Source organism: Shewanella sp. SM73 (genome assembly GCF_025653795.1).
Taxonomy (GTDB): Bacteria; Pseudomonadota; Gammaproteobacteria; order Enterobacterales; family Shewanellaceae; genus Shewanella; species Shewanella oncorhynchi.
On record NZ_JAKKRY010000017.1, the window covers coordinates 90,402 to 110,059 of the forward strand.

General features: G+C 47.1%; 19 protein-coding genes. 11 read left to right on the forward strand and 8 right to left on the reverse strand.

From position 1 onward, the window contains the following. Nucleotides 1-55 precede the first annotated feature (55 nt). The 5 genes from L5M51_RS19420 (at nt 56) to L5M51_RS19440 (ending at nt 4,666) form a co-directional block, all read left to right on the forward strand. Nucleotides 56-781, forward strand: a complete 726-nt coding sequence (locus tag L5M51_RS19420) for a nucleoside phosphorylase (protein ID WP_131523378.1) — start codon at nt 56-58, stop codon at nt 779-781. 260 nt (nt 782-1,041) lie between these two features. Continuing rightward, nucleotides 1,042-1,758: a Crp/Fnr family transcriptional regulator gene (locus L5M51_RS19425; protein ID WP_247651554.1), complete on the forward strand. Its 717-nt coding sequence runs from the start codon at nt 1,042-1,044 to the stop codon at nt 1,756-1,758. A gap of 340 nt (nt 1,759-2,098) precedes the next feature. Further along, nucleotides 2,099-2,869: an HNH endonuclease gene (locus tag L5M51_RS19430; protein ID WP_263148224.1), complete on the forward strand. Its 771-nt coding sequence runs from the start codon at nt 2,099-2,101 to the stop codon at nt 2,867-2,869. 405 nt (nt 2,870-3,274) lie between these two features. After that, nucleotides 3,275-4,030 carry an iron-sulfur cluster repair di-iron protein gene (ric, locus tag L5M51_RS19435; protein WP_168825909.1) on the forward strand — a complete coding sequence of 252 codons (756 nt, stop codon included), beginning with the start codon at nt 3,275-3,277 and terminating at the stop codon, nt 4,028-4,030. A gap of 132 nt (nt 4,031-4,162) precedes the next feature. Beyond that, nucleotides 4,163-4,666: a helix-turn-helix domain-containing protein gene (locus tag L5M51_RS19440; protein WP_105250431.1), complete on the forward strand. Its 504-nt coding sequence runs from the start codon at nt 4,163-4,165 to the stop codon at nt 4,664-4,666. A gap of 29 nt (nt 4,667-4,695) precedes the next feature. Here L5M51_RS19440 and L5M51_RS19445 read toward each other — a convergent pair whose 3' ends face one another. The 7 genes from L5M51_RS19445 to lptM form a co-directional block, all read right to left on the reverse strand. Further along, nucleotides 4,696-5,274 (reverse strand): HupE/UreJ family protein, encoded by a 579-nt coding sequence (locus L5M51_RS19445; protein ID WP_168825911.1) that lies wholly within the window; start codon nt 5,272-5,274, stop codon nt 4,696-4,698. A gap of 113 nt (nt 5,275-5,387) precedes the next feature. Beyond that, the gene (locus tag L5M51_RS19450; RefSeq protein WP_168825913.1) at nt 5,388-6,119 is read right to left on the reverse strand and encodes an HAD-IA family hydrolase; all 732 of its coding nucleotides are present in this window, start codon (nt 6,117-6,119) and stop codon (nt 5,388-5,390) included. Next, nucleotides 6,119-7,039: a tyrosine recombinase XerC gene (gene xerC, locus L5M51_RS19455; protein WP_263148225.1), complete on the reverse strand. Its 921-nt coding sequence runs from the start codon at nt 7,037-7,039 to the stop codon at nt 6,119-6,121. Before xerC ends, L5M51_RS19450 begins: the two co-directional genes overlap by 1 nt. Before the next feature lie 57 nt (nt 7,040-7,096). Beyond that, nucleotides 7,097-7,726, reverse strand: coding sequence for a DUF484 family protein (locus L5M51_RS19460; protein WP_263142969.1), 630 nt, complete (start codon nt 7,724-7,726; stop codon nt 7,097-7,099). Then, nucleotides 7,723-8,550 (reverse strand): diaminopimelate epimerase, encoded by an 828-nt coding sequence (gene dapF / locus L5M51_RS19465; protein ID WP_105250436.1) that lies wholly within the window; start codon nt 8,548-8,550, stop codon nt 7,723-7,725. Before dapF ends, L5M51_RS19460 begins: the two co-directional genes overlap by 4 nt. A gap of 76 nt (nt 8,551-8,626) precedes the next feature. After that, nucleotides 8,627-9,871: a diaminopimelate decarboxylase gene (gene lysA, locus L5M51_RS19470; protein ID WP_168825915.1), complete on the reverse strand. Its 1,245-nt coding sequence runs from the start codon at nt 9,869-9,871 to the stop codon at nt 8,627-8,629. A gap of 57 nt (nt 9,872-9,928) precedes the next feature. After that, entirely contained in the window at nt 9,929-10,120 is a 192-nt protein-coding gene (lptM, locus tag L5M51_RS19475) for an LPS translocon maturation chaperone LptM (protein WP_168825920.1), read from the reverse strand. A 79-nt stretch (nt 10,121-10,199) separates the two neighbouring features. On the opposite strand from lptM, the gene cyaY reads away from it, so the two are divergent. Beyond that, nucleotides 10,200-10,529: an iron donor protein CyaY gene (gene cyaY, locus L5M51_RS19480; protein ID WP_105250439.1), complete on the forward strand. Its 330-nt coding sequence runs from the start codon at nt 10,200-10,202 to the stop codon at nt 10,527-10,529. 83 nt (nt 10,530-10,612) lie between these two features. On the opposite strand, the gene L5M51_RS19485 is transcribed toward cyaY, so the two are convergent. Then, nucleotides 10,613-13,024, reverse strand: coding sequence for a class I adenylate cyclase (locus tag L5M51_RS19485; protein ID WP_263174178.1), 2,412 nt, complete (start codon nt 13,022-13,024; stop codon nt 10,613-10,615). Nucleotides 13,025-13,226: 202 nt separating this feature from the next. Here L5M51_RS19485 and hemC point away from each other — a divergent pair, with 202 nt between their 5' ends. The 5 genes from hemC to L5M51_RS19510 all read left to right on the forward strand — a co-directional run. Next, complete coding sequence (gene hemC, locus L5M51_RS19490) at nt 13,227-14,159, forward strand: hydroxymethylbilane synthase (RefSeq protein WP_263174179.1); 933 nt, start codon at nt 13,227-13,229, stop codon at nt 14,157-14,159. Nucleotides 14,160-14,163: 4 nt separating this feature from the next. Next, entirely contained in the window at nt 14,164-14,904 is a 741-nt protein-coding gene (locus L5M51_RS19495) for a uroporphyrinogen-III synthase (protein WP_113940850.1), read from the forward strand. A gap of 60 nt (nt 14,905-14,964) precedes the next feature. Continuing rightward, nucleotides 14,965-16,146: a uroporphyrinogen-III C-methyltransferase gene (locus L5M51_RS19500; RefSeq protein WP_263164633.1), complete on the forward strand. Its 1,182-nt coding sequence runs from the start codon at nt 14,965-14,967 to the stop codon at nt 16,144-16,146. Continuing rightward, the gene (locus L5M51_RS19505) at nt 16,143-17,309 is read left to right on the forward strand and encodes a heme biosynthesis HemY N-terminal domain-containing protein (RefSeq protein ID WP_263174181.1); all 1,167 of its coding nucleotides are present in this window, start codon (nt 16,143-16,145) and stop codon (nt 17,307-17,309) included. The genes L5M51_RS19500 and L5M51_RS19505 overlap by 4 nt, the downstream gene beginning before the upstream one ends. 433 nt (nt 17,310-17,742) lie before the next feature. Further along, nucleotides 17,743-19,658 (forward strand): retention module-containing protein (locus tag L5M51_RS19510; RefSeq protein WP_263174183.1); only part of this gene is annotated, 1,916 nt, incomplete at its 3' end.

Genomic DNA, 19,658 nt, shown 5'->3' on the forward strand with positions numbered 1-19,658 from the left:
TAGCCCGATACAATTCGGGGCTACCGCCAAGCTAAGTAATTGATAAAGGTCAACAATGAGTATTCAACCCCATATTCTCGTCGCGCCCCATCAAGTCAGTGAAAAAGCCGTCGTCTGCGGCGAACCCAATCGAGTCAACCGCATCGCGGCGCATCTAACGGATGTCGAATCCTTGGCGGATAACCGCGAGTTTCGGTTAATGCGTGGCCGTTATGGCGACACTATAATCACCGTCTGCAGCACAGGTATTGGTGCTCCCTCAGCGATCATTGCCCTTGAGGAACTGTATCAATGCGGTGTTAAACAACTTATCCGCATCGGCTCCGCCGGTGCGCTACAACCGCAGATAGCGATAGGTGATGTGATTATTGCCGAGGCTGCAGTGCGTGATGATGGCGGCTCTGCCAGCTATGTAAAGCACGGTTTTCCGGCCTGTGCCAATCATCGTTTGGTCGGCAAACTGCAAGCATACTGCGCGCAGTATCATATTATTGCCCATAGCGGCGTAGTGCGCTCCCACGACAGTTTTTATACCGATCAAGAACAGGAGCTCTGCCACTATTGGCATCGCCAAGGCGTGCTCGGGGCCGATATGGAAACCGCTGCGTTATTCACCGTCGGCCGACTGCGCCAACTTGAAGTGGCGGCGATACTAACCAACGTAGTGCTATTTGAGCAGGATGTTAAAGCAGGAGTTAATGACTATGTTGCATCGTCCAAAGCAAGCGCCCAAGGTGAGCAACATGCCATTTTAGCCGCACTCAACGCACTGTGTGATTAGAGCTTGTTGAGGTTAATAGCAGTAAGCCTTGCCGATAAATGCATCCAGATAACGACCAAGTCATCCTCTTAATGGCGCAGCCAATGCGCCATCATTCTCACTAAAGCTCACATTCACACCGACCTGTCATAACACACGTTTGCAGCGTCACAACAACGGCGACACACAATGCGAACGACCATCTACCGCCGCCAAAGTGCCAGCCCTCACGCAGGGATTTACATATTTTATGATCGAATGAGTATCAATCTTGCAGCGAAATGCGTACCTTAATCGCATCAATATCCACAACTATCATCAACATGCAGTTACATCCTGAACTCTCTAGCCGCTTTGGCGACACATTAAGCGAGCAGCGCGAACTCTTTAAGCAGGCCTTATTTCAGTGCCAAACGGCCAGCCGCCAATTTGCCCCCGGTGATATCATGTTGCAACAGGGGCAAAATGTGCGTGAGCTTTATGTCGTGTCCGTAGGAAAAGTCGCCATGTATACTAGCGCCCATAATGGTCGGCGCTTTCAGTTAGGTGAGCTAAATTGTGATCAGCATATTTTTGGCGAAATTGAGTTTTTTACCAAACTGCCCTGCCAGTGGACAGTGATGGCCGAAGATCAGATGGAAGCCGAGGTAATTTGTGCCGCCAAACTGCAGCAATGCATAGTCACTCAACCGCAACTAGCGCTCTTTTTTGCCTCAGCGCTGGCATGGGATTATCAAGACTCAATGGCAATCTACACCAACCGCCTATTGCACCCCATCGCCGTCAATATCGCCCTCGATCTGCTACAACGCAGTCAAAACAATATCGCCCTCGGAGCCTTTAACAAAGTCGAGCAAGAAGCCGAACGCTTTGGCACCAGCAGTCGCGTCTACCGCCGCGCACTCAACTCCCTCATTGAACTCGGCCTTGTCGAAAAACGCGATCAGCAGCTGCATATTATCGACCCAAAGGCGCTAGTAACTTTTATTGCGGAGTAGATCAAAAGAATGCTGCATCAAGCATCAGGTTATGCAAGGGATTCATAGGCAAACCACCCAATTTGCATCAGCTTTGCCATCGACAAACTGCATCAATCAGCACATTTATCGTTAAGAGCGATAAATCCAATCCTAAATATGGAGAGCCATAATCCAATCTGATGGATCTAAAAAGTGTTAGATTTTGTAATGAGTGAATCAGACTTGCCTAGTCTGGTTCACGCATCAAACCCATTCATTGTGCGGTATGCTGACTTTGTGTCACGTTTACATATAATGACTCTTGTAGAGTTATTATTAATCATAATCTTTGATTTAGTCAGGCTGAAAGGATGCGAATATGAACAGGAAACCTCCAGAAGACGTCAAAAGAACACTGCGGGAAGAGGTCGGATTTGGTTGTCCTGTTCTGGATTGTGGTCGACCATATCTTGAATGGCATCATTTCGAGCCTCCATGGCGCGAAAATAATCATCATAATCCTGAGGGCATGATCGCTCTTTGCAGAGAACATCATATACAAGCTGATCATGGAGCATTTACCAAAGAACAACTTCATAGCCTAAAACAAACTGGAAAGGACAACTGGAAACAAGTTAGCGGAAAATTCAATTGGATGAGAAATCGCCTCTTAGCTGTTGTCGGCGGTAATTTCTATTACGAGACACCAGTTATTTTCAAATTTAGGGAGCAGCCAGTTATTTGGTTCGAGCGAGACGAAAATAATTATCTCTTACTAAACCTACACATACTATCAACAAGTAATTTGCCAAGGGCTTACATTCAAAATAATGAATGGTTCAACGTTGGCGGTGAAGAGGACATTGAATGTCCGCCTTCAGCTAAAAAAGTAAAAATTAGTTACCCGAATGGTGACATGGTATCAATCGAGTATTTTGAGATAAATACTATCGACGACGCCAACAAGCGTTATCACGACGCTAGGCCGAACGGATGGCCCATTGAGTTTCCTATTACAGCAGTAGAAGTTACGTACATTGTTGCCAATTCCGGCCTTGAGTTTAATGCCAAAGAAACGAAATTCGGCATGGGAAATATAATGAAAAATTGCTTTGTTTCAAATTGTGGCGCAGGTTTGGCAATTAGCTAAAAATTGGGTCAACAGAACATTAACCATAAATTTACTCATGGTCGTTTTACTTTAAATTGTGCCCGTGAATCACTCTACCCCAGACTGATTCACGTCAACCGCTAAAACCCGCCCTCGCGCCTCGTTTTTGGCTCTTTGAGGGCGGTTTTTCCCCCTTAAGATGAATCAAATCTCCAGAGAATTGATTCAACGCCAACTTGATAAGGTTACAAGGCCAAAATAACGGGCTAGATATCTGGGCTTCCTGTTGCTTGTAGCTCAGAACAATCAGATAGCCTTCCTTCTATTTGACTCCATTTATGTGACTGGTACTGCAAAACCTGACTATTTCAGTCAGGATTAGTTGCCACAAAATAAAGCTGCAAATAATATGAATGTAACTTTATTGCTGCTCTGGAGCTACTCATGTCTGCTACTTCTGTCTCAAAAGATGCACAACTCCCACCCCATGGGTTTAATTCTCAACACAATCATTGGCTAGAACGAAAAATAGGTGAACTAGTGGCAGAAGACTTTCGCCGCGCACATGTGTTTAGTCAATTTGGTATCGATTTTTGTTGTGGCGGGGGTAAATCACTGGAAGTCGCCTGTGAGCGTGCAGATGTAGATCCCGCAAAAGTGGTTGCTGCGCTGAATGCCGCAACACTTACCGGTAGCAAAGAAGATGAATTAAATCAATTACCCTTAGATCAACTTATCGAATATATAGAATCAACGCACCATCAATACGTGCGCGAAAAAGCCCCTTTATTAGTCGAATATTCCGAAAAGATGATTCGCGCTCACGGTGAGCACTATGCCGAAATCGTTCCCTTTGCGGGTTGGGTACGAGCCTTAGTTGAAGACTTAATGCCACATTTAATGAAGGAAGAAAAAATACTGTTTCCGGCGATCCGCGCCATGAGTCATGGAGAGCAGGTTGAGGCTTGCTTTGGCCATATTGGCAACCCCATCAATGCGATGCAACATGAGCATGAAGAAGTCGGTTTGATTTTGCAAAAATTACACGAGCTCACTAACGACTTCACACCACCTGAATATGCGTGCACTACATGGCGTGTTTGTTATGCCACTCTGGCGGAATTTGAGGCGGACTTACATCAGCATATTCACTTAGAAAACAATATTCTTTTTCCTAAGGCATTGGTTCTGACTCAATAATTGATTAAATGTTTATCCCGTAGCGGCTCCAAATTACAGATTTTCCGCTTAACCTTGAGGCCAGACCTAAGTCTGGCCTTTCAATTGTTGACGTGCTACAACAAGTCATGTGTCGCTGACGGATAAGCTGCCATGACATTTCAATCATTTGCACTCGATGATATTGCCAATTTGCACGAATCGGCCCAAGTAGAATTTAAACTCGCAGGTGGCCGCGATGGCCAAGGTCAATTACCCGAAGACATTTGGGCGACTTATAGCTCTTTTGCCAACACTTTGGGTGGCGAGATCATCCTAGGTGTGCGGGAAGAGCGTGGCCATTTCAGTATTGAAGGCATTCCCAACCCCCTTCCCGTCTTGCAAGAATTTTGGGAAATCCTCGATGACCCGAGTCGCACGAGTCACAATCTTTTAGCGATCTCGGATGTACAGATTATTGAAATTATGAACAAAAAACTCATTCGTATCCGCGTACCGCTGGCGCCTGAGCAGCTAAAACCTATCTACGTAGGCAGCGATCCTTACACTGGGAGTTATTTTAGGGTGGGAGATGCCGACATGCACGCGAGCCGTCGGCAAGTCAATCTACTGCTACGCCGCGCCCATCTTTGCATGAAGCAACTCAAGGCACGTTAATCCAGTAAATCTAACATCCTGTTATTACGTTAAAAACCTGCTAATAGATAGCCGCCCATGGCCGCAATCGCTACGCCAGTAACGCGCATTAAATTGCGTTGCCCTGTCATCCGCTGCATTCCAAGGCCTATCATTACGCCGCCTAAATGGATGACTGCTGTACCAAATAAAAATCCTAGGGCATACAGGACTGGGCTAGCCAATTCCGGCATTTCAGCGCCGTGGGCGTGACCATGAAAAATCGCGAATACGCCCACAAAGGCCATAGCGAATAACAACGGGATTTGACGGTCGAAGGCGATAGCAAGACCGAGCAACAACACAGAGAGGGCAATACCTATTTCAACAAAGGGAACAGCAATCACATATAAACCTAAAATCCCACCCACTAACATAAAGGTGACAAATGCTAAGGGGACAGTCCAAATCGCGCGGCCACCGAGCTGGGTGCTCAACATGCCCACACTCAACATAGCCAGCAAGTGATCGAAGCCCAATACGGGATGGTTAAAACCCGACATGAAACCGCCACCTGAATGGATCTCATGGGCCGATACCGGCGCGATCCAACATAAAGTGAGCAGTAATAACAACCCGATACGCGCCATAAAATAGCCTTAGTCAGTGACTTTAGTGATATAAAACTTAACTTTAGTGCAAATTTGGCTGGCAAACCTTGATCTCAATCACCCAAAGATACAGATTAAAAATGCACGCTAAGTTAGTTTACGTCGATAGCCAATACTTTTGTCAAAGCGTCGAGGGAGGCTATTTCTAAATGGGGCAACAAGGCGGCTATCGGTAAGGAATCGACTCGACCAAAACTGGGATTTAGCCACACAGACTGACACCCCGCCAATCGAGCACCACGAACGTCGGCATTCATACTGTCGCCAACATGCAGTAAATGTTGCGGTGCAATGTTTAATCGCGAGCAGGCCAATTCGAACATGTCTTTAGCGGGTTTCATATGCACGCCATTACCTGGATGCAACACAAACTCGAAGGCATCACCTAAACCAATCCGCTCGGCATCCACATTGCCATTGGTGATCCCGACTAATCTAAAATGCTGCGATAAGCGCTTGAGTAATAAGAGCACTTCGTCAGACACTTGAAAATGGCTGCGATAAAAATAAAAGCATGCTAATCCTTGCTCGGCGCCGCGTTCGGCTTCAGTCGACGAATACCCTAATTGTATTAGACCTTGGCGAAGCGTAGCTAAACGTGCTGCGCTGGTGTCGTGGGCGAGCTCACGATTTTGTTGCAAAAGTTGCAGTTTTAGCCTGCGCCAATCATGGGGTTGCCACGCCTGCGATAATGGATAAGTCTGCAACAGAAACGTCGCCAGCTCAGCCTCGGCATTTAAAATATGCGGCAGATTGTCGTACAAGGTATCGTCGAGATCGAAACTGATCGCTTGAATATGTTGAGGCCTAAGATAGCAACGCATTATTTATCCTGTGTTTTTTTCGCTCTAGGATGGGCGTTATCATACACCTTAGCTAAGTGTTGGAAATCCAAACTGGTATAAATTTGTGTGGTCGCCAGGTTCGCATGACCCAATAATTCTTGTACCGCCCGCAAGTCGGCGCTCGCTTCTAACATGTGAGTGGCAAAGGAATGACGCAGCTTATGGGGATGTACTCGCACCGATAATGCCTGCTCTTGACCCCATTTAGCCATGCGCGCCTGAATACTGCGATGGGAGAGTCGCTTGCCTTTTTCAGTCACAAATAAGGCGTTATCTTCACAGGGGATCTGCTTTCGGCAATTGAGCCAATTCTGCAGCGCAGTAATCGCTAAACGACCGACAGGGACGATACGCTCCTTATTACCTTTACCTAAGACTCGCACTTCTTTCAAATCATATTGCACACTGGATAAATTAAGCGCGGCAAGTTCCGCTAAACGTAAGCCACTGGAATAAAACAATTCCATCATGGCTTTATCCCGCAGACTCAGCGGATCTGTACCTTCAATGTCCAGCAAGTGACTGATGGCATCGACATCGATATTCTTCGGCAGAGGTTTGGTCTGTTTGGGGGCACTTAAGCCTTTGGCGGGATTAAGTTCAATCACGCCTTCGCGCAGCAAAAATTCACCCCATTGTTTTACCGCCGATAAACACAGAGAAAGCGATCGTGGGCTTAAACCTTTGCGGTGCAATTTGGCTAACACTTGCTGCCAATGCTCGCGGCTTACATTGAGCAAATGCACGCCTTCGGGCAAAAGATCGCTACTGCGATTAAGCTCGTAAAGGTAATTCCGTACTGTATGGGCAGACAACTGTCGCTCGGTACTCAGATAACGTTCAAAGGTGTGTAACCATTGAGTATTTAATGCCGACACTTCGCCTGTTTGCGTACTCATATCGGTTTCCTCGTGGGTTTTGCTAAGCCTTGGGTGAGCACTATAGCTCAACGGCCGTTACAGCTTGGCAAGCATATGCGCCAGTAAACGCCGCAACTGTTCCAGCAGCATGTTATCCATATCTGGATGAAAATGGGTGACATCTTGGCTAGCAATGGCAAAAATCACTGGGTTGTCTTCCGACAATTTAGTCAGTGCCACCGAACCCACTTCGCTACCAAATAACCGTTTGGCTTCTTGTTGCGTTAGCCGACCAAAATAGTGACCTTTATGCAGCCTTTGATCCCATATTGCCTTCATATCGGCATCGAGAACGCTGATCAAACGCACATGACTGAAATTAAACTGTAATTTTAAACTGTCGGCTAAGATTTCTTTGAGTGACACTAGATCGGCACAATTCAGTAGCTGGAAGGATAACTCAGTATTGAATTGGTAAATTTTCTCGTTGCGCGCCGCCATCGTTAACAGACTGGTGATCTCTTCTTCCAACTGGCTGACTCGCTGGCGCAGCATTTCTTGACGACGTTCCACCAAAGAGATGGCGCCGCGCTCCATGTGGGGTAGACGCATTGCCAGCAATAGTTCGGGATAGCGATTGAAAAAATCAGGATTATCCAGCAGATACTCGCGAATAATCAACTCATCAAAGGGCACATTCGTCTGCGGCATCAAAGGCTCTGTCATAACTGAATTTGTCCATCGTAAACATGCTGCGCTGGGCCCGTCATCCACAAAGGTTTCCCCTCGCCTTCCCAGTTGATGGTTAAAGTACCGCCGGGTAAATCCACCCGCACTTGCTGGCCAAGCTTCCCTTGCACTTGGCCTACAACCACGGCCGCACACGCGCCAGTGCCACAGGCCAAAGTTTCGGCCGCGCCACGTTCATACACCCGCAGCTTAATGTGGCCCGAATCTACTACTTGCATAAATCCCACATTCACACCACGGGGAAAGCGCTCATGCTTAGTGAGCATGGCACCAATTTCAGCAACAGCGGCGCTCGCCACATCTTCAACGTCGAGCACACAATGGGGATTGCCCATAGAAGCCGCGCCACATAAAAACGTTTGCAGTGGTGTTTGCAGTAAATAGGTTTTTTCGGCTTTCTTGGCTTTAAAGGGGATCAGACTTGGTTCAAGAATAGGCACGCCCATATTCACGGTAACTGTGCCATCTCGCTCTAAACGCAGAGTCATCTTACCTGATGAAGTGCTAACACGGATTTTACTCTTATTGGTCAATCCTTTATTGCGCACAAAACGGGCAAAACAGCGGGCGCCATTACCGCATTGTTCGACTTCAGTACCATCGGCATTGAAGATGCGATAATGAAAATCTAAATCGGGATCATAGGGCGGCTCAACCAACAGTAATTGATCGAAACCTATGCCAAAGTTACGGTCGGCTAAACGGCGGATCTGCTCAGGCGAAAAGAACACGTTCTGCGTGACCCCATCGACCACCATAAAATCGTTACCCAGTCCGTGCATCTTAGTGAATTGGATCAAGATACTTATCCTTTAAGCCGAGGCGCCGCTCATTAAGTATGAAACCAAGCGCCTGAATCAATATAATTTTTCTAGTTTACGGCAGGAGTTGCTCACCTTGCCAGAGCTGAGACAATTTTTCTCGCTCACGCACTAAGAAAGCGTGCTCACCATCGACCATGACTTCGGCCGCACGAGGACGCGTGTTGTAGTTAGAGGCCATCGCAAAACCATAGGCACCACTCGAACGCACAGCAAGTAAATCCCCAGCCACTAAAGCCAGCTTGCGATCTTTACCTAAAAAGTCACCGGTTTCGCACACTGGACCAACAATATCAAACTCATAGGCCTCAGAGTCCCTTGGCACTACTGGGATAATATTTTGCCATGCACTGTAAAGTGCTGGGCGAATTAAGTCATTCATCGCGCCATCGACAATCGCAAAACGCTTGTCGCTGTTTTCTTTCAGATACAGCACCTGAGTAACAAAAATCCCCGCATTAGCGGCAATCGCACGGCCCGGTTCGAAGATTAGCTTAAGTTGACGGTCGCCCATACGCGCTAATATGGCGGCGGCATACACATCAGGATGCGGCGGAGTTTCAGCATCATAGGTCACACCTAAACCGCCACCCACATCAAAATGCTCAATGACGATACCTTGTTCAGCCAGACGATCGATCAACGCTAGCATACGATCCATTGCATCGAGGAAAGGTTGAATTTCGGTTAATTGCGAGCCGATATGGCAATCGACACCTTTCACTTTTAAATGTGGCAAAGCATGGGCACGGGCGAAGACGGTTTCGGCCTCATCCATAGCGATACCGAATTTATTTTCTTTAAGACCAGTCGAAATATAGGGGTGAGTCCCCGCATCCACATCGGGATTGACTCGCAAGGAAACTGGCGCCACTTTACCTAAACGACCTGCGACCAAATTTAACTGCTCAAGCTCGGCGCTCGACTCGACGTTAAAGCAGTAAATGCCCAGATTAAGTGCCTGTTCCATTTCGGCCGCAGTTTTACCCACGCCTGAGAACACCACTTTGGCGGGATCGCCGCCCGCTTCAATCACTCTTGCTAACTCACCACCCGAAACGATATCAAAACCACTGCCTAAACGTGCCAGCACATTCAGTACGGCCAAGTTCGAATTAGCTTTAACCGCGTAACAAATCAAATGTGGATGATCTGCCACGGCATTATTAAAGGCATGCCAATGGCGCTCTAGCGTGGCGCGGGAATAGATATACAGCGGTGTGCCATAGGTTTGAGCTAAGTCGGCGACCTGGCAGCCTTCGGCGTGCAGGGCATTTTGTTGGTAGAGAAAGTGATCCAATGTCTGATTCCTTACTGCGCTTTATCGCTGCGATAGTGATGATAGTTATAGCTGCTATTATTGTTGTGTTTTTTGTACTTCGATGGCTCGAATTTCAGTTTTAATCTCTTCAACTTCAGGCTCTGGTTTAGACGCCTCAACCTTTTTAGGCTGATTCACCTCTGTGGCCGGAGATCGATAGAGGGGGCCCTTCTGGCCGCACGCAGTAATGAATAGGCTACCAAGCAATAACAATAAAAACAGTCTCATTTTTCTCAACATCTGTGCATCTGGTGACTAATGGCCTTATAATCGCACCCATCTTGACGAAAGCAAAGGACAGAAATGCATGGCCATGACAGATACAGAATTTCACCAGCTCGCCGATGACATGTTCCAAGCCATAGAAAATGCGATTGAAACTGCGATTGATGAGCAAGATGCCGATCTTGATATCGATGCCAGTGGCAACGTATTGCAATTAGAATTTGTTGATGGCTCTAAGATAGTGATCAACAAGCAAGAACCTTTGCATGAGATTTGGGTCGCCACACGCTTTGGTGGATATCACTTTGGTTTTGTTGAAGGTAAATGGATGGACGGACGAAATGGCGGCGAGTTTATGCCATTCGTGCAAGAGTCTATCGAGCGCCAAGGCGGCATTAAGCTTAGCTTTTAATCTAAGCCTGTCGTAGTGCAAAACCGTAATAGTACAAAACAATAATGGGAGCCTTGGCTCCCATTATTTATGTTAAAAACCAGCTAAAACTCAGTGTCTTGATCGCTAACATCGATACCGAAAGGCGCCACCGTTAACTCTCCGGCTACCCGCACTAAATGGAAAAATTGCGGAATATTAAACCGGGCCCGTGAAGCATAATGCTCATCGAACACATAGTGATGGCTCACTTTATTTACCAACTCGGCCATGTTTGATCCCGCCTGCACGTAATGGCTTAGTTGATTTTCCTCATCGAGGATAAATACATCCAAGTTATCGACCCGTTGGCGTAGAAAATACTGAATCGCGCCTTTAGCCGCATAGTTTTGCACCACTTTCGGCATACTCGAAAAGGGATCGTCACCTAATTCAGGCCGCGGCAATAGTACAAGATGACTGCGGGATAACTGTTGATAAAATGACTTGGCATCGCTCAAGTCCTGATAAGCCATGCCTAAAGGATTAAAAAAGATCCCATAGCGAGTACGACTTATCTGCAGTGGCTGCACTAAGGTGCTGGATTGCTGCACTTGTTGGCACAAACGCATGGTTTGTTTTAGTAGATTTTTCACTGCTAATTTAAGCTGTGGGCGTAACTTCTGTGAACAGCTGATCACATCCATATCCACAGGTAAACTGGCTCGTCTTAGCCCCGGCGTCACAAAGGCTAAGGCTTGCAATACCGCGGTATCGCCTTCGAAGCGATGACACTGCCATTCACCCCAACTATTCAAGCAAATTGCATCTAACACACCAAGCATATTGGCTTTTTTACGCCCGAGTGAGAACACGTTCGCATTCATCACATCGACCATCATTTCCTGTCCTTGCCATTCAATGGTGGGATCGCAATCCAGATTGAGCACGAAAATCAGCTTACGAAAATGCCATGGCTGGCATAAGTCACGTTTAGATACACGCCAATCGTGGTCGATAAAATTCAGTAACCGCTTAGAAGCTTCGGTAAGCCGTTTCGACTTTGCCTTACTCTGACCATATTCATGCCATTGAGTACTCGGCGTCGAGATCCCATTTAAACATGCCCAAATCATTAAAGCTGAAGGGGTTTTTCCCTTACATATTGCCGACTCGCCTAACAAATTTTGTGGCTGAGGCCCTTGTCGATACAGATAATATTGGCGCTCGCGGGAGCTTGAGACCATAGTCACTTCGGACTCAGCGACTGAAGCACTCCACAGCAGATTCAGCTTAGCGATTTGGTCTTCATCTTGACTAAAATAGGTATGCAACTTGCGTGTCAGCATTCCCAAATCTTCGATCCGCAAACCTTCATTTAACTCATGTGTCGATGCGAAGCGTAATAAGGTTTGGTAGCTCGCTAATAACAATTCATTCAGTTGCTCGTTAAACCAATTGAGCTGGCCACTATGCCAATGTTCACAATTGTCTAAAGTGCTAATCAGACTATCTGGCCATTGCCAATCCTGCACCAGCTTTTGCAATTTAGGATAACGCCAATCTTTGCCCTCTTGAGTTCGACTCAAGTGCACGCCACATTTTAAATAGAAGCAGCGCCGCACTATCTCTAGTCGGCGAGTATCATTCTGCTTAAGTAAATAGGTTTCGATAATCTCATAGATAGAGTAATAGGCATCATTCGACGTCGAAAAATCACCGGCGAGCGTTTTCTGCCATAAGTGATCACAAAGCAGAGTTGAATGGGGATAATCACTGGCATAAGCCTCGAGTAGCAATACTTTAATCAGCGCCTTATGGGGCTTTTCTAAGCCCTTGTAGAGCTGCCATAACGAAGCACCAAAGTACTCACTCGCAGGTAATTCATGTACATCGCCTAAGGACAAGAGCGCAGGATTGAGTTTAGCGTCTGGCCACCATGCAATCGTTTTACCTGCCAAACGAATTTGGCTGCGATAAAACTCTTCAAGTAATAACCAATGTTGCATACTACCACTATGCTCATGGGCCATCGCTGATTGACATCCGCGAACGGCTTTACCGCCACAAAACTGCTGCGGATGAACTAAGTAAAAATTCACCTCAAACTGATACTCGGCAAACCAAGCAGTCAATCGAGTCGCTTTAATCTTGATTAGCGCCAAATCCTCAGAACACAGATCAGCCCTATGTACTAACCAAACATCGACATCGCTCTTGGCATTTTGGCCAAAACTGCCAGTACTCCCCATCGCATAAACGCCTTCAAAGGCATTGATATCCGCTTCTTGAGTAGTAAAAGGCAGCGAGAACACATCGCAGGCCTGGGACTCAGTCTCACCAACCTGATACTCGTTGATTCCACAGGGCGTATTGGCGGCATGATAGCCAGGATACTGAACACCGTTCTGGTGAATTAAAAAGGGGATCAAATGGAATAAGTGTTTTTGTAACGGCGATAGCAAAGCTAGGGCGCGTGCAATACGTACCTTATTAAGTCTTTCTGCTATATCAGGAAACTGTATTTGCCGATCCATTCAAAAACACAACACTTAAGCACTTATGGGAAATGTGCTCATGTTAACACTTTTACAAACTCGAGCAACTAAACGTGAAGCCCGTCACACTTTCACGGTATCTAGAACATCGCCAACTTCAAAGAATCGATACGGCTTCCTTACATAAACGATTTGCCAATGTTAGCATTGGCGCAACTAAGATCTTTGATGGAAACTAGGCATGTCTGAGAACCGCATACGTATCGCAACCCGCAAGAGTCCGCTGGCCATGTGGCAAGCTGAATTTGTTAAAGCCGAATTAGAACGCATTCACCCCGGTATTGTGGTGGAATTGCTGCCAATGAGCACTAAGGGTGACGTTATCTTAGATACGCCGCTAGCCAAAGTGGGCGGTAAAGGTTTGTTCGTCAAAGAGCTTGAAGTCGCCATGTTAGACGATCTTGCCGATATCGCGGTGCACTCAATGAAAGACGTGCCCGTCGACTTCCCCGAAGGCTTAGGCCTTGAAGTTATTTGCGAGCGCGAAGATCCCCGCGATGCCTTTGTATCGAATTTATATAAAACGATCAGCGAATTACCATTAGGCGCAACTGTGGGCACCTCGAGCCTACGTCGTCAATGCCAACTGCGCGCATCACGCCCTGACCTTATTATCAAAGATTTACGCGGTAACGTAGGCACTCGTTTAGCTAAACTTGATAACGGCGAATACGATGCCATTATTCTTGCCGCTGCAGGCTTAATTCGCCTGAAATTGTCTGAGCGGATTGCCAGCTTTATTTCTGCCGAAGAATCCTTGCCCGCCAACGGCCAAGGCGCTGTGGGTATCGAATGTCGCACCAACGACGAACGCGTTAAGGCCCTACTGGCACCATTAGAACATTTAGAAACGCGCTACCGTGTGATTGCCGAGCGCGCGATGAACACGCGCCTAGAAGGTGGATGCCAAGTGCCGATTGGCGCATTTGCCGAAATCAATGGTGATGAGATGACATTACGCGGCCTAGTCGGTAACCCTGATGGTAGTGAAATCATCGAAAGCGTGATCACAGGTCCAAAAACCGACGCCACGCAATTAGGGGTTGCCCTTGCCGAAGAGCTATTGAGCAAAGGCGCAAAAAGCATACTCGACGCTGTTTACGCTAAAGCATAAGTCGATGAAAGTCTTACTGACGCGCCCTGAAGGGCGCAATCAGTCCATGATCGATGCCTTGAATCAACAAGGCATTAGCCATTGGGTTACACCTCTACTGTGTGTCGAAGCAACGCCGCCCATCACAACGAATAACTCGCACCCACTGGCATACGCCGATATGATTATCTGTATCAGCGCCAATGCAGTCAGCTTTGCCGACTATGCCTTAACAACCGCTCATTCTCGAATAAAAGGCTGGCCTCAAGCTCAATATTTCGCCGTTGGTCATGCGACTTGGGAAGCATTAAATCAGCTCTGCATTGAAGCCCTCGAAGCCCCAGATGATTGTCAACAGACCGAAGGTCTACTCACGCTCGCGCCTTTGCAAGATATTAAAGGTAAACAGATTACGATCATACGTGGCGTTGGCGGCCGTGAAGCCTTAGCTGAACGACTGGCTGAGCGCGGTGCAAGAGTGCGCTATTGGGAAGTATATCAACGGGCTTGTCCACCACTCAATGGACAACAGATCGCACAACAATGGCAAGAGTTTGGCATCGACACTATTGTCGTCACCAGCGGTGAAGTACTGGATAACCTGATTAATCTAGTGCCAAAAGAGTTATTTGCATGGCTGCGCTCATGTCATATCATAGTCCCAAGTAACCGAGTAGAAGCTCAAGCTCACGCCTTTGGTATAACCCAAGTCACCAATGCCAATGCCGCCAACAGCAAAGCCGTGCTAAACGCCCTTAAACTCTAAGCGCTATTTAGCCCGATTTAACTCGAATTTCGGCAGTAGCATGTTTTCAAGGACTGTTAAATGGATAACAACAAGCACGACGCAAAGAGCCCTGAATTACAGGCTACCTCTATTATTGAACCATCAATAACGACTGATGACACGCCCGTAACTTCAGCGCCATCTTCTGAATCCCAAACAGCCAAAGCCACACCTTCAAGCACGCCGAGTCAAACAGCAGTACCCAATAGAAGTTCATGGGCGATTCGCTTTGGAGTGTTATTAGCGCTGGGTTTAACCGCTTGCACCCTTGGCGGTGGTTTTATGCTGTACCAACAGATGCAACAGCAACTGCTAGCGCAGGATGCGAAAAATATCGCCCTGCAGGATCAATTACAGCAAGCCCTGCTACAACCCAATCAACGTATTGGCCAGCTTGAACAGCAACAACTGAATGATGCTAAGACCTATCAAGAATTAACAAAATTGGCAGAAGACCAAAATCAACTGCAGGACAGGATCAATAAACTTGCCCAGCGCAGTCCAACGCATTGGATGGCGTCAGAAGCCGAATATCTAGTAAACATGGCGGGCCGTAAACTTTGGTTAGAAAAAGATCCCCGCACCGCCACCGATCTATTAAAGTCGGCGGATGAAACCATCGCTGCCATGAACAATCCCGCTTTGCTACCTATTCGTAAGGCTCTGGCAAAAGATATCGCCGCGACTGCAAGTATTAAAACCACAGATATTGATGGTAGTGTATTAGCACTCGATGCCTTAATTGAGCAACTCGATAAACTACCCCTTAATCGCACCGATGCAGAAACCGATGCCCCTGAAGATACAAACATTACTGGCGATTTAAATGACTGGCAGAGCAACTTAGGGAAGACGTGGAAAGCGTTAACCCAAGACTTTATCACCATACGCCATAGAACAGCCGATGCACCCGCTTTACTCGCTCCTGAGCAACAGTGGTATCTGGTTGAAAACATTCGTCATAAACTGCTGCAATCTCAACTTGCGTTATACCGCTACGACAGGGCCGCTTATCACCAATCATTAATGATGGTGCGTAAGTGGATTCAAACCTATTTCGATACTCAAGATCACAGCACTGCTGAAGCCATCGCCAAAATCGATAAATTGGCGACATTAGAACTTGATCCTATTACTCTGAAATCCTTTGCCGCAAAACCTCTGCTATTACAGCTGACAAGCTATGGTGAGCTGACCTCATCAGAGGATGTGCCATTATGATCAAGATATTAATTTTCTTAGGGATAATATTGATAGGGCTCTGCATTAGCCCTTGGTTGGTGGGCAACACAGGTTATGTATACATTGCGGCAGGTGACTACCAGGTTGAGACCAGTTTAGTCTTTGGGATCATTGCCTTAATTGTATTTTATGCCATGTTCCAAGTACTAGAATGGTTGGTGATTAGCGCCATTAATCTCATGCTGCGTAGCCGTTTTATTCCTCGCCACTGGCGCCGTCGCTCCGCGAAAAAGCATACCTTAATGGGTGCACTGGCTCTGGCAGAAGAAGATTGGCCAGCAGCAGAACGCGCTATGATAAAAGGCGCCGACAATGGCGAACTCCCTGCACTTAATTTACTTGCAGCGGCTCGTGCTGCCCAGTACCAACAGAAAATAGCAGAGCGTGATCAATATCTTGACCGTGCAGCAACACAACCGCTGGCCGCGAACGCCGTCGCAACCACGCGTACTCGATATCTGTTAAAACAAGGTGAGTTAGCTTTAGCCCGCACCGAGCTCGATAAATTAGCCCCCACAAGTAAGAGCAAAGCACCGGTACTCAAACTCGCCCTCGAGTTATATCGAGCGCAAGAGGATTGGGATGCGCTCAAGCTATTATTACCTATTTTGAAGAAACGCCAGATCCTAGATGACACCCAGCTAAATGAACTCAATGTAATCACTCACTGCGCTTTACTCAAAGCCGCAACCATTAAAGGCGAAGAAGCCTTAGAACAATGCTGGCAGTGGTTATCTCGCAGTGAGCGCAATCAGTCTGAGTTTTTGGCGATTTATGCTGTGGGTTTATGCCGCTTTAATCGCAAAGAGCAAGCGCTGAAGCTACTCTCGAAAAAATTACGCACTTCTCCTGAATCAGCGCTTTTAGAAGTCATTCCAGAAATAACGACAGCCCAAGATACAGAAATCCGTAAGCAGTTACTCAAACATGAAATCACCCATGAGAATAATGCCGACTACCAGATGTGCTTAGCTAAACTTTATCAGCAAACACGGGATATGAAAGAAGCCAGAACCTGCTGGCAAAATGTTTGCCGACTCGAACCCACAAAAGCCTCTTGGTTGGCGCTTGCACGGATTCAAGAACAGTTAGGTGAACAAGGTAACGCACATCAAAGTTATCGTCAGGCGGTTAATCTGTAGTTCTACAATGCCTGCAACCTAGTCGCCGTGATTTGAGTAACGAAAGATCACGGCACTTGCCAATGCTGGCATATTAAAACCCACTTAACTTGCCAAAAATGTTAAAAACTAGATCGTGTCGCTTCTTTTCCGTAAAAACCACTCTCCCAATCCAGATTAATTTCTTATAACTATGCTTAATCTTAGAGTTAAAAAGTACTAAATACGGCCCTTTTTATAGATATAGCTACTACATCTAGTTACAGGTCTAAAAATTGTCACTTTTGCGTATTAAGATCCGTAAAACCGCATAAGAACAGGCGACACAAGCGCGTCAAAAAATTGACTTAAGTCGTTTCGTTAGCTAAAATTCCACCACTTGTATCACAGTGCGACATATTTGTTGGACTTGTGCGTCTATGGATTAACACACTTTGGCTGTTGGGAGCTTACTATGGGATCGGTAATTACATCAAAGAAAGGTTTGCTTAAGTTAGTAAAAGGGCAAATCAATGTCGAAGTTGATGGTTCAAATCAACCCGCTAAGGATGGCGAACAACTCCCTAAAGGTGCTGTGCTCCATATTGGCGAAAACGCAACCTATGAAATTACCTTCGATGATGGCACTAAGCTATCAAATGAAGTCGCGCCCAGCGAAACTACTGCAGCAGCCTCTGGCACGGCTAACGAAGCAGCCCTAGATGAAATTCAAGCATTACAAGATCTTATTGCATCCGGTGAAGACCCAACTCAGAACCTACCAGAAACCGCAGCAGGTAACACACCAGGCAGTGATGGTAACTCGGGCTATGTCACTCTAGCCCGTAGCGGCACAGAAACCATTGCAGCTTCAGGCTACTCAACAAGCGGCCAAGCACTGACTGGAACGACGGTTAATATTCCACAATTCACCATTGCAGCAGACTCACCTTCAGCACTTGCTAATGACAGCAACACTTCCAATGAAGATACTGTAGCGACTGGCAATGTGCTCGATAACGACACTGATGTGGATTCCACTCTAAGTGTTGTGAGCTTCGAAATCAGCGGCACCACCTACGCAGCAGGCACAGAAGTGACTCTCGAAGGTGGTGTTTTAGTTTTAAATATCGATGGTTCTTACACCTTCACGCCGAATGAAAACTGGAATGGCCAAGTACCTGTCATTACCTACACAACCAACACGGGCTCAACTGCAACGCTAACCATTAATATCAGCCCTGTCGATGATCCTTCCATCCTTGTAAATGACAGCGCCACAGTTGCAGAAGACACTGCAGCAACAGGCAATGTGCTTGATAATGATTCCGATATCGACAGCACCCTGTCCGTTGTAAGCTTCACTGTGAATGGCGATACTGTTACCGCTGGCACCACCGTTTCCTTAGAAGGCGGCGACTTAGTCATCAATGCCGATGGCTCTTACACCTTCACGCCGAATGCAAACTGGAATGGCCAAGTACCTGTCATTACCTACACCACTAACACTGGTTCAACGGCCACATTAACCATTAATGTTACCCCTGTTGATGATGCCTCTGCGTTAGCCAACGATACTAATACCGTTGATGAAGATACCGTTGCCACCGGTAACGTGCTCACCAATGACAGCGATGTGGATAACACCTTATCGGTCGTTAGCTTCACCGTGAACGGCGATACTGTTACTGCGGGCACCACCGTTTCCCTAGAAGGCGGCGACTTAGTCATCAATGCCGATGGCTCTTACACCTTCACGCCCAATGAAAACTGGAATGGCCAAGTACCAGTCATCACCTACACCACTAACACAGGCTCAACTGCCACATTAACCATTAATGTTAACCCTGTCGACGATCCTTCCATCCTTGAAAATGACAGCACTACAGTTGCAGAAGACACTGTAGCAACAGGCAATGTGCTTGATAATGATTCCGATATCGACAGCACCCTGTCCGTTGTCAGCTTCACTGTCAACGGCGATATTGTTACTGCGGGCACCACAGTTTCCCTAGAAGGCGGCAGCTTAGTCATTAATACCGATGGCTCTTACACCTTCACGCCTAATGCAAACTGGAATGGCCAAGTACCTGTCATTACCTACACCACTAACACTGGTTCAACGGCCACATTAACCATTAATGTGACCCCTGTCACCGATGGCTTCACCGATGCCGATGAAACCCTGACCGTGGCTGAAGACAGTGGCGTCACCAATGGCTCCTTGCTCACCGGCACCACCAGTGTCGATGGCCCGCTCAGCATTCAGAGCTTCAGCGTCGCCGGACAAACCGGTCCGTTCACCCTGGGCACCGCCTACGTGATCGCCGGCCAAGGCACCCTGACGGTCAATGCCAACGGCACCTACAGCTTTGAGCCCGCCGCCAACTG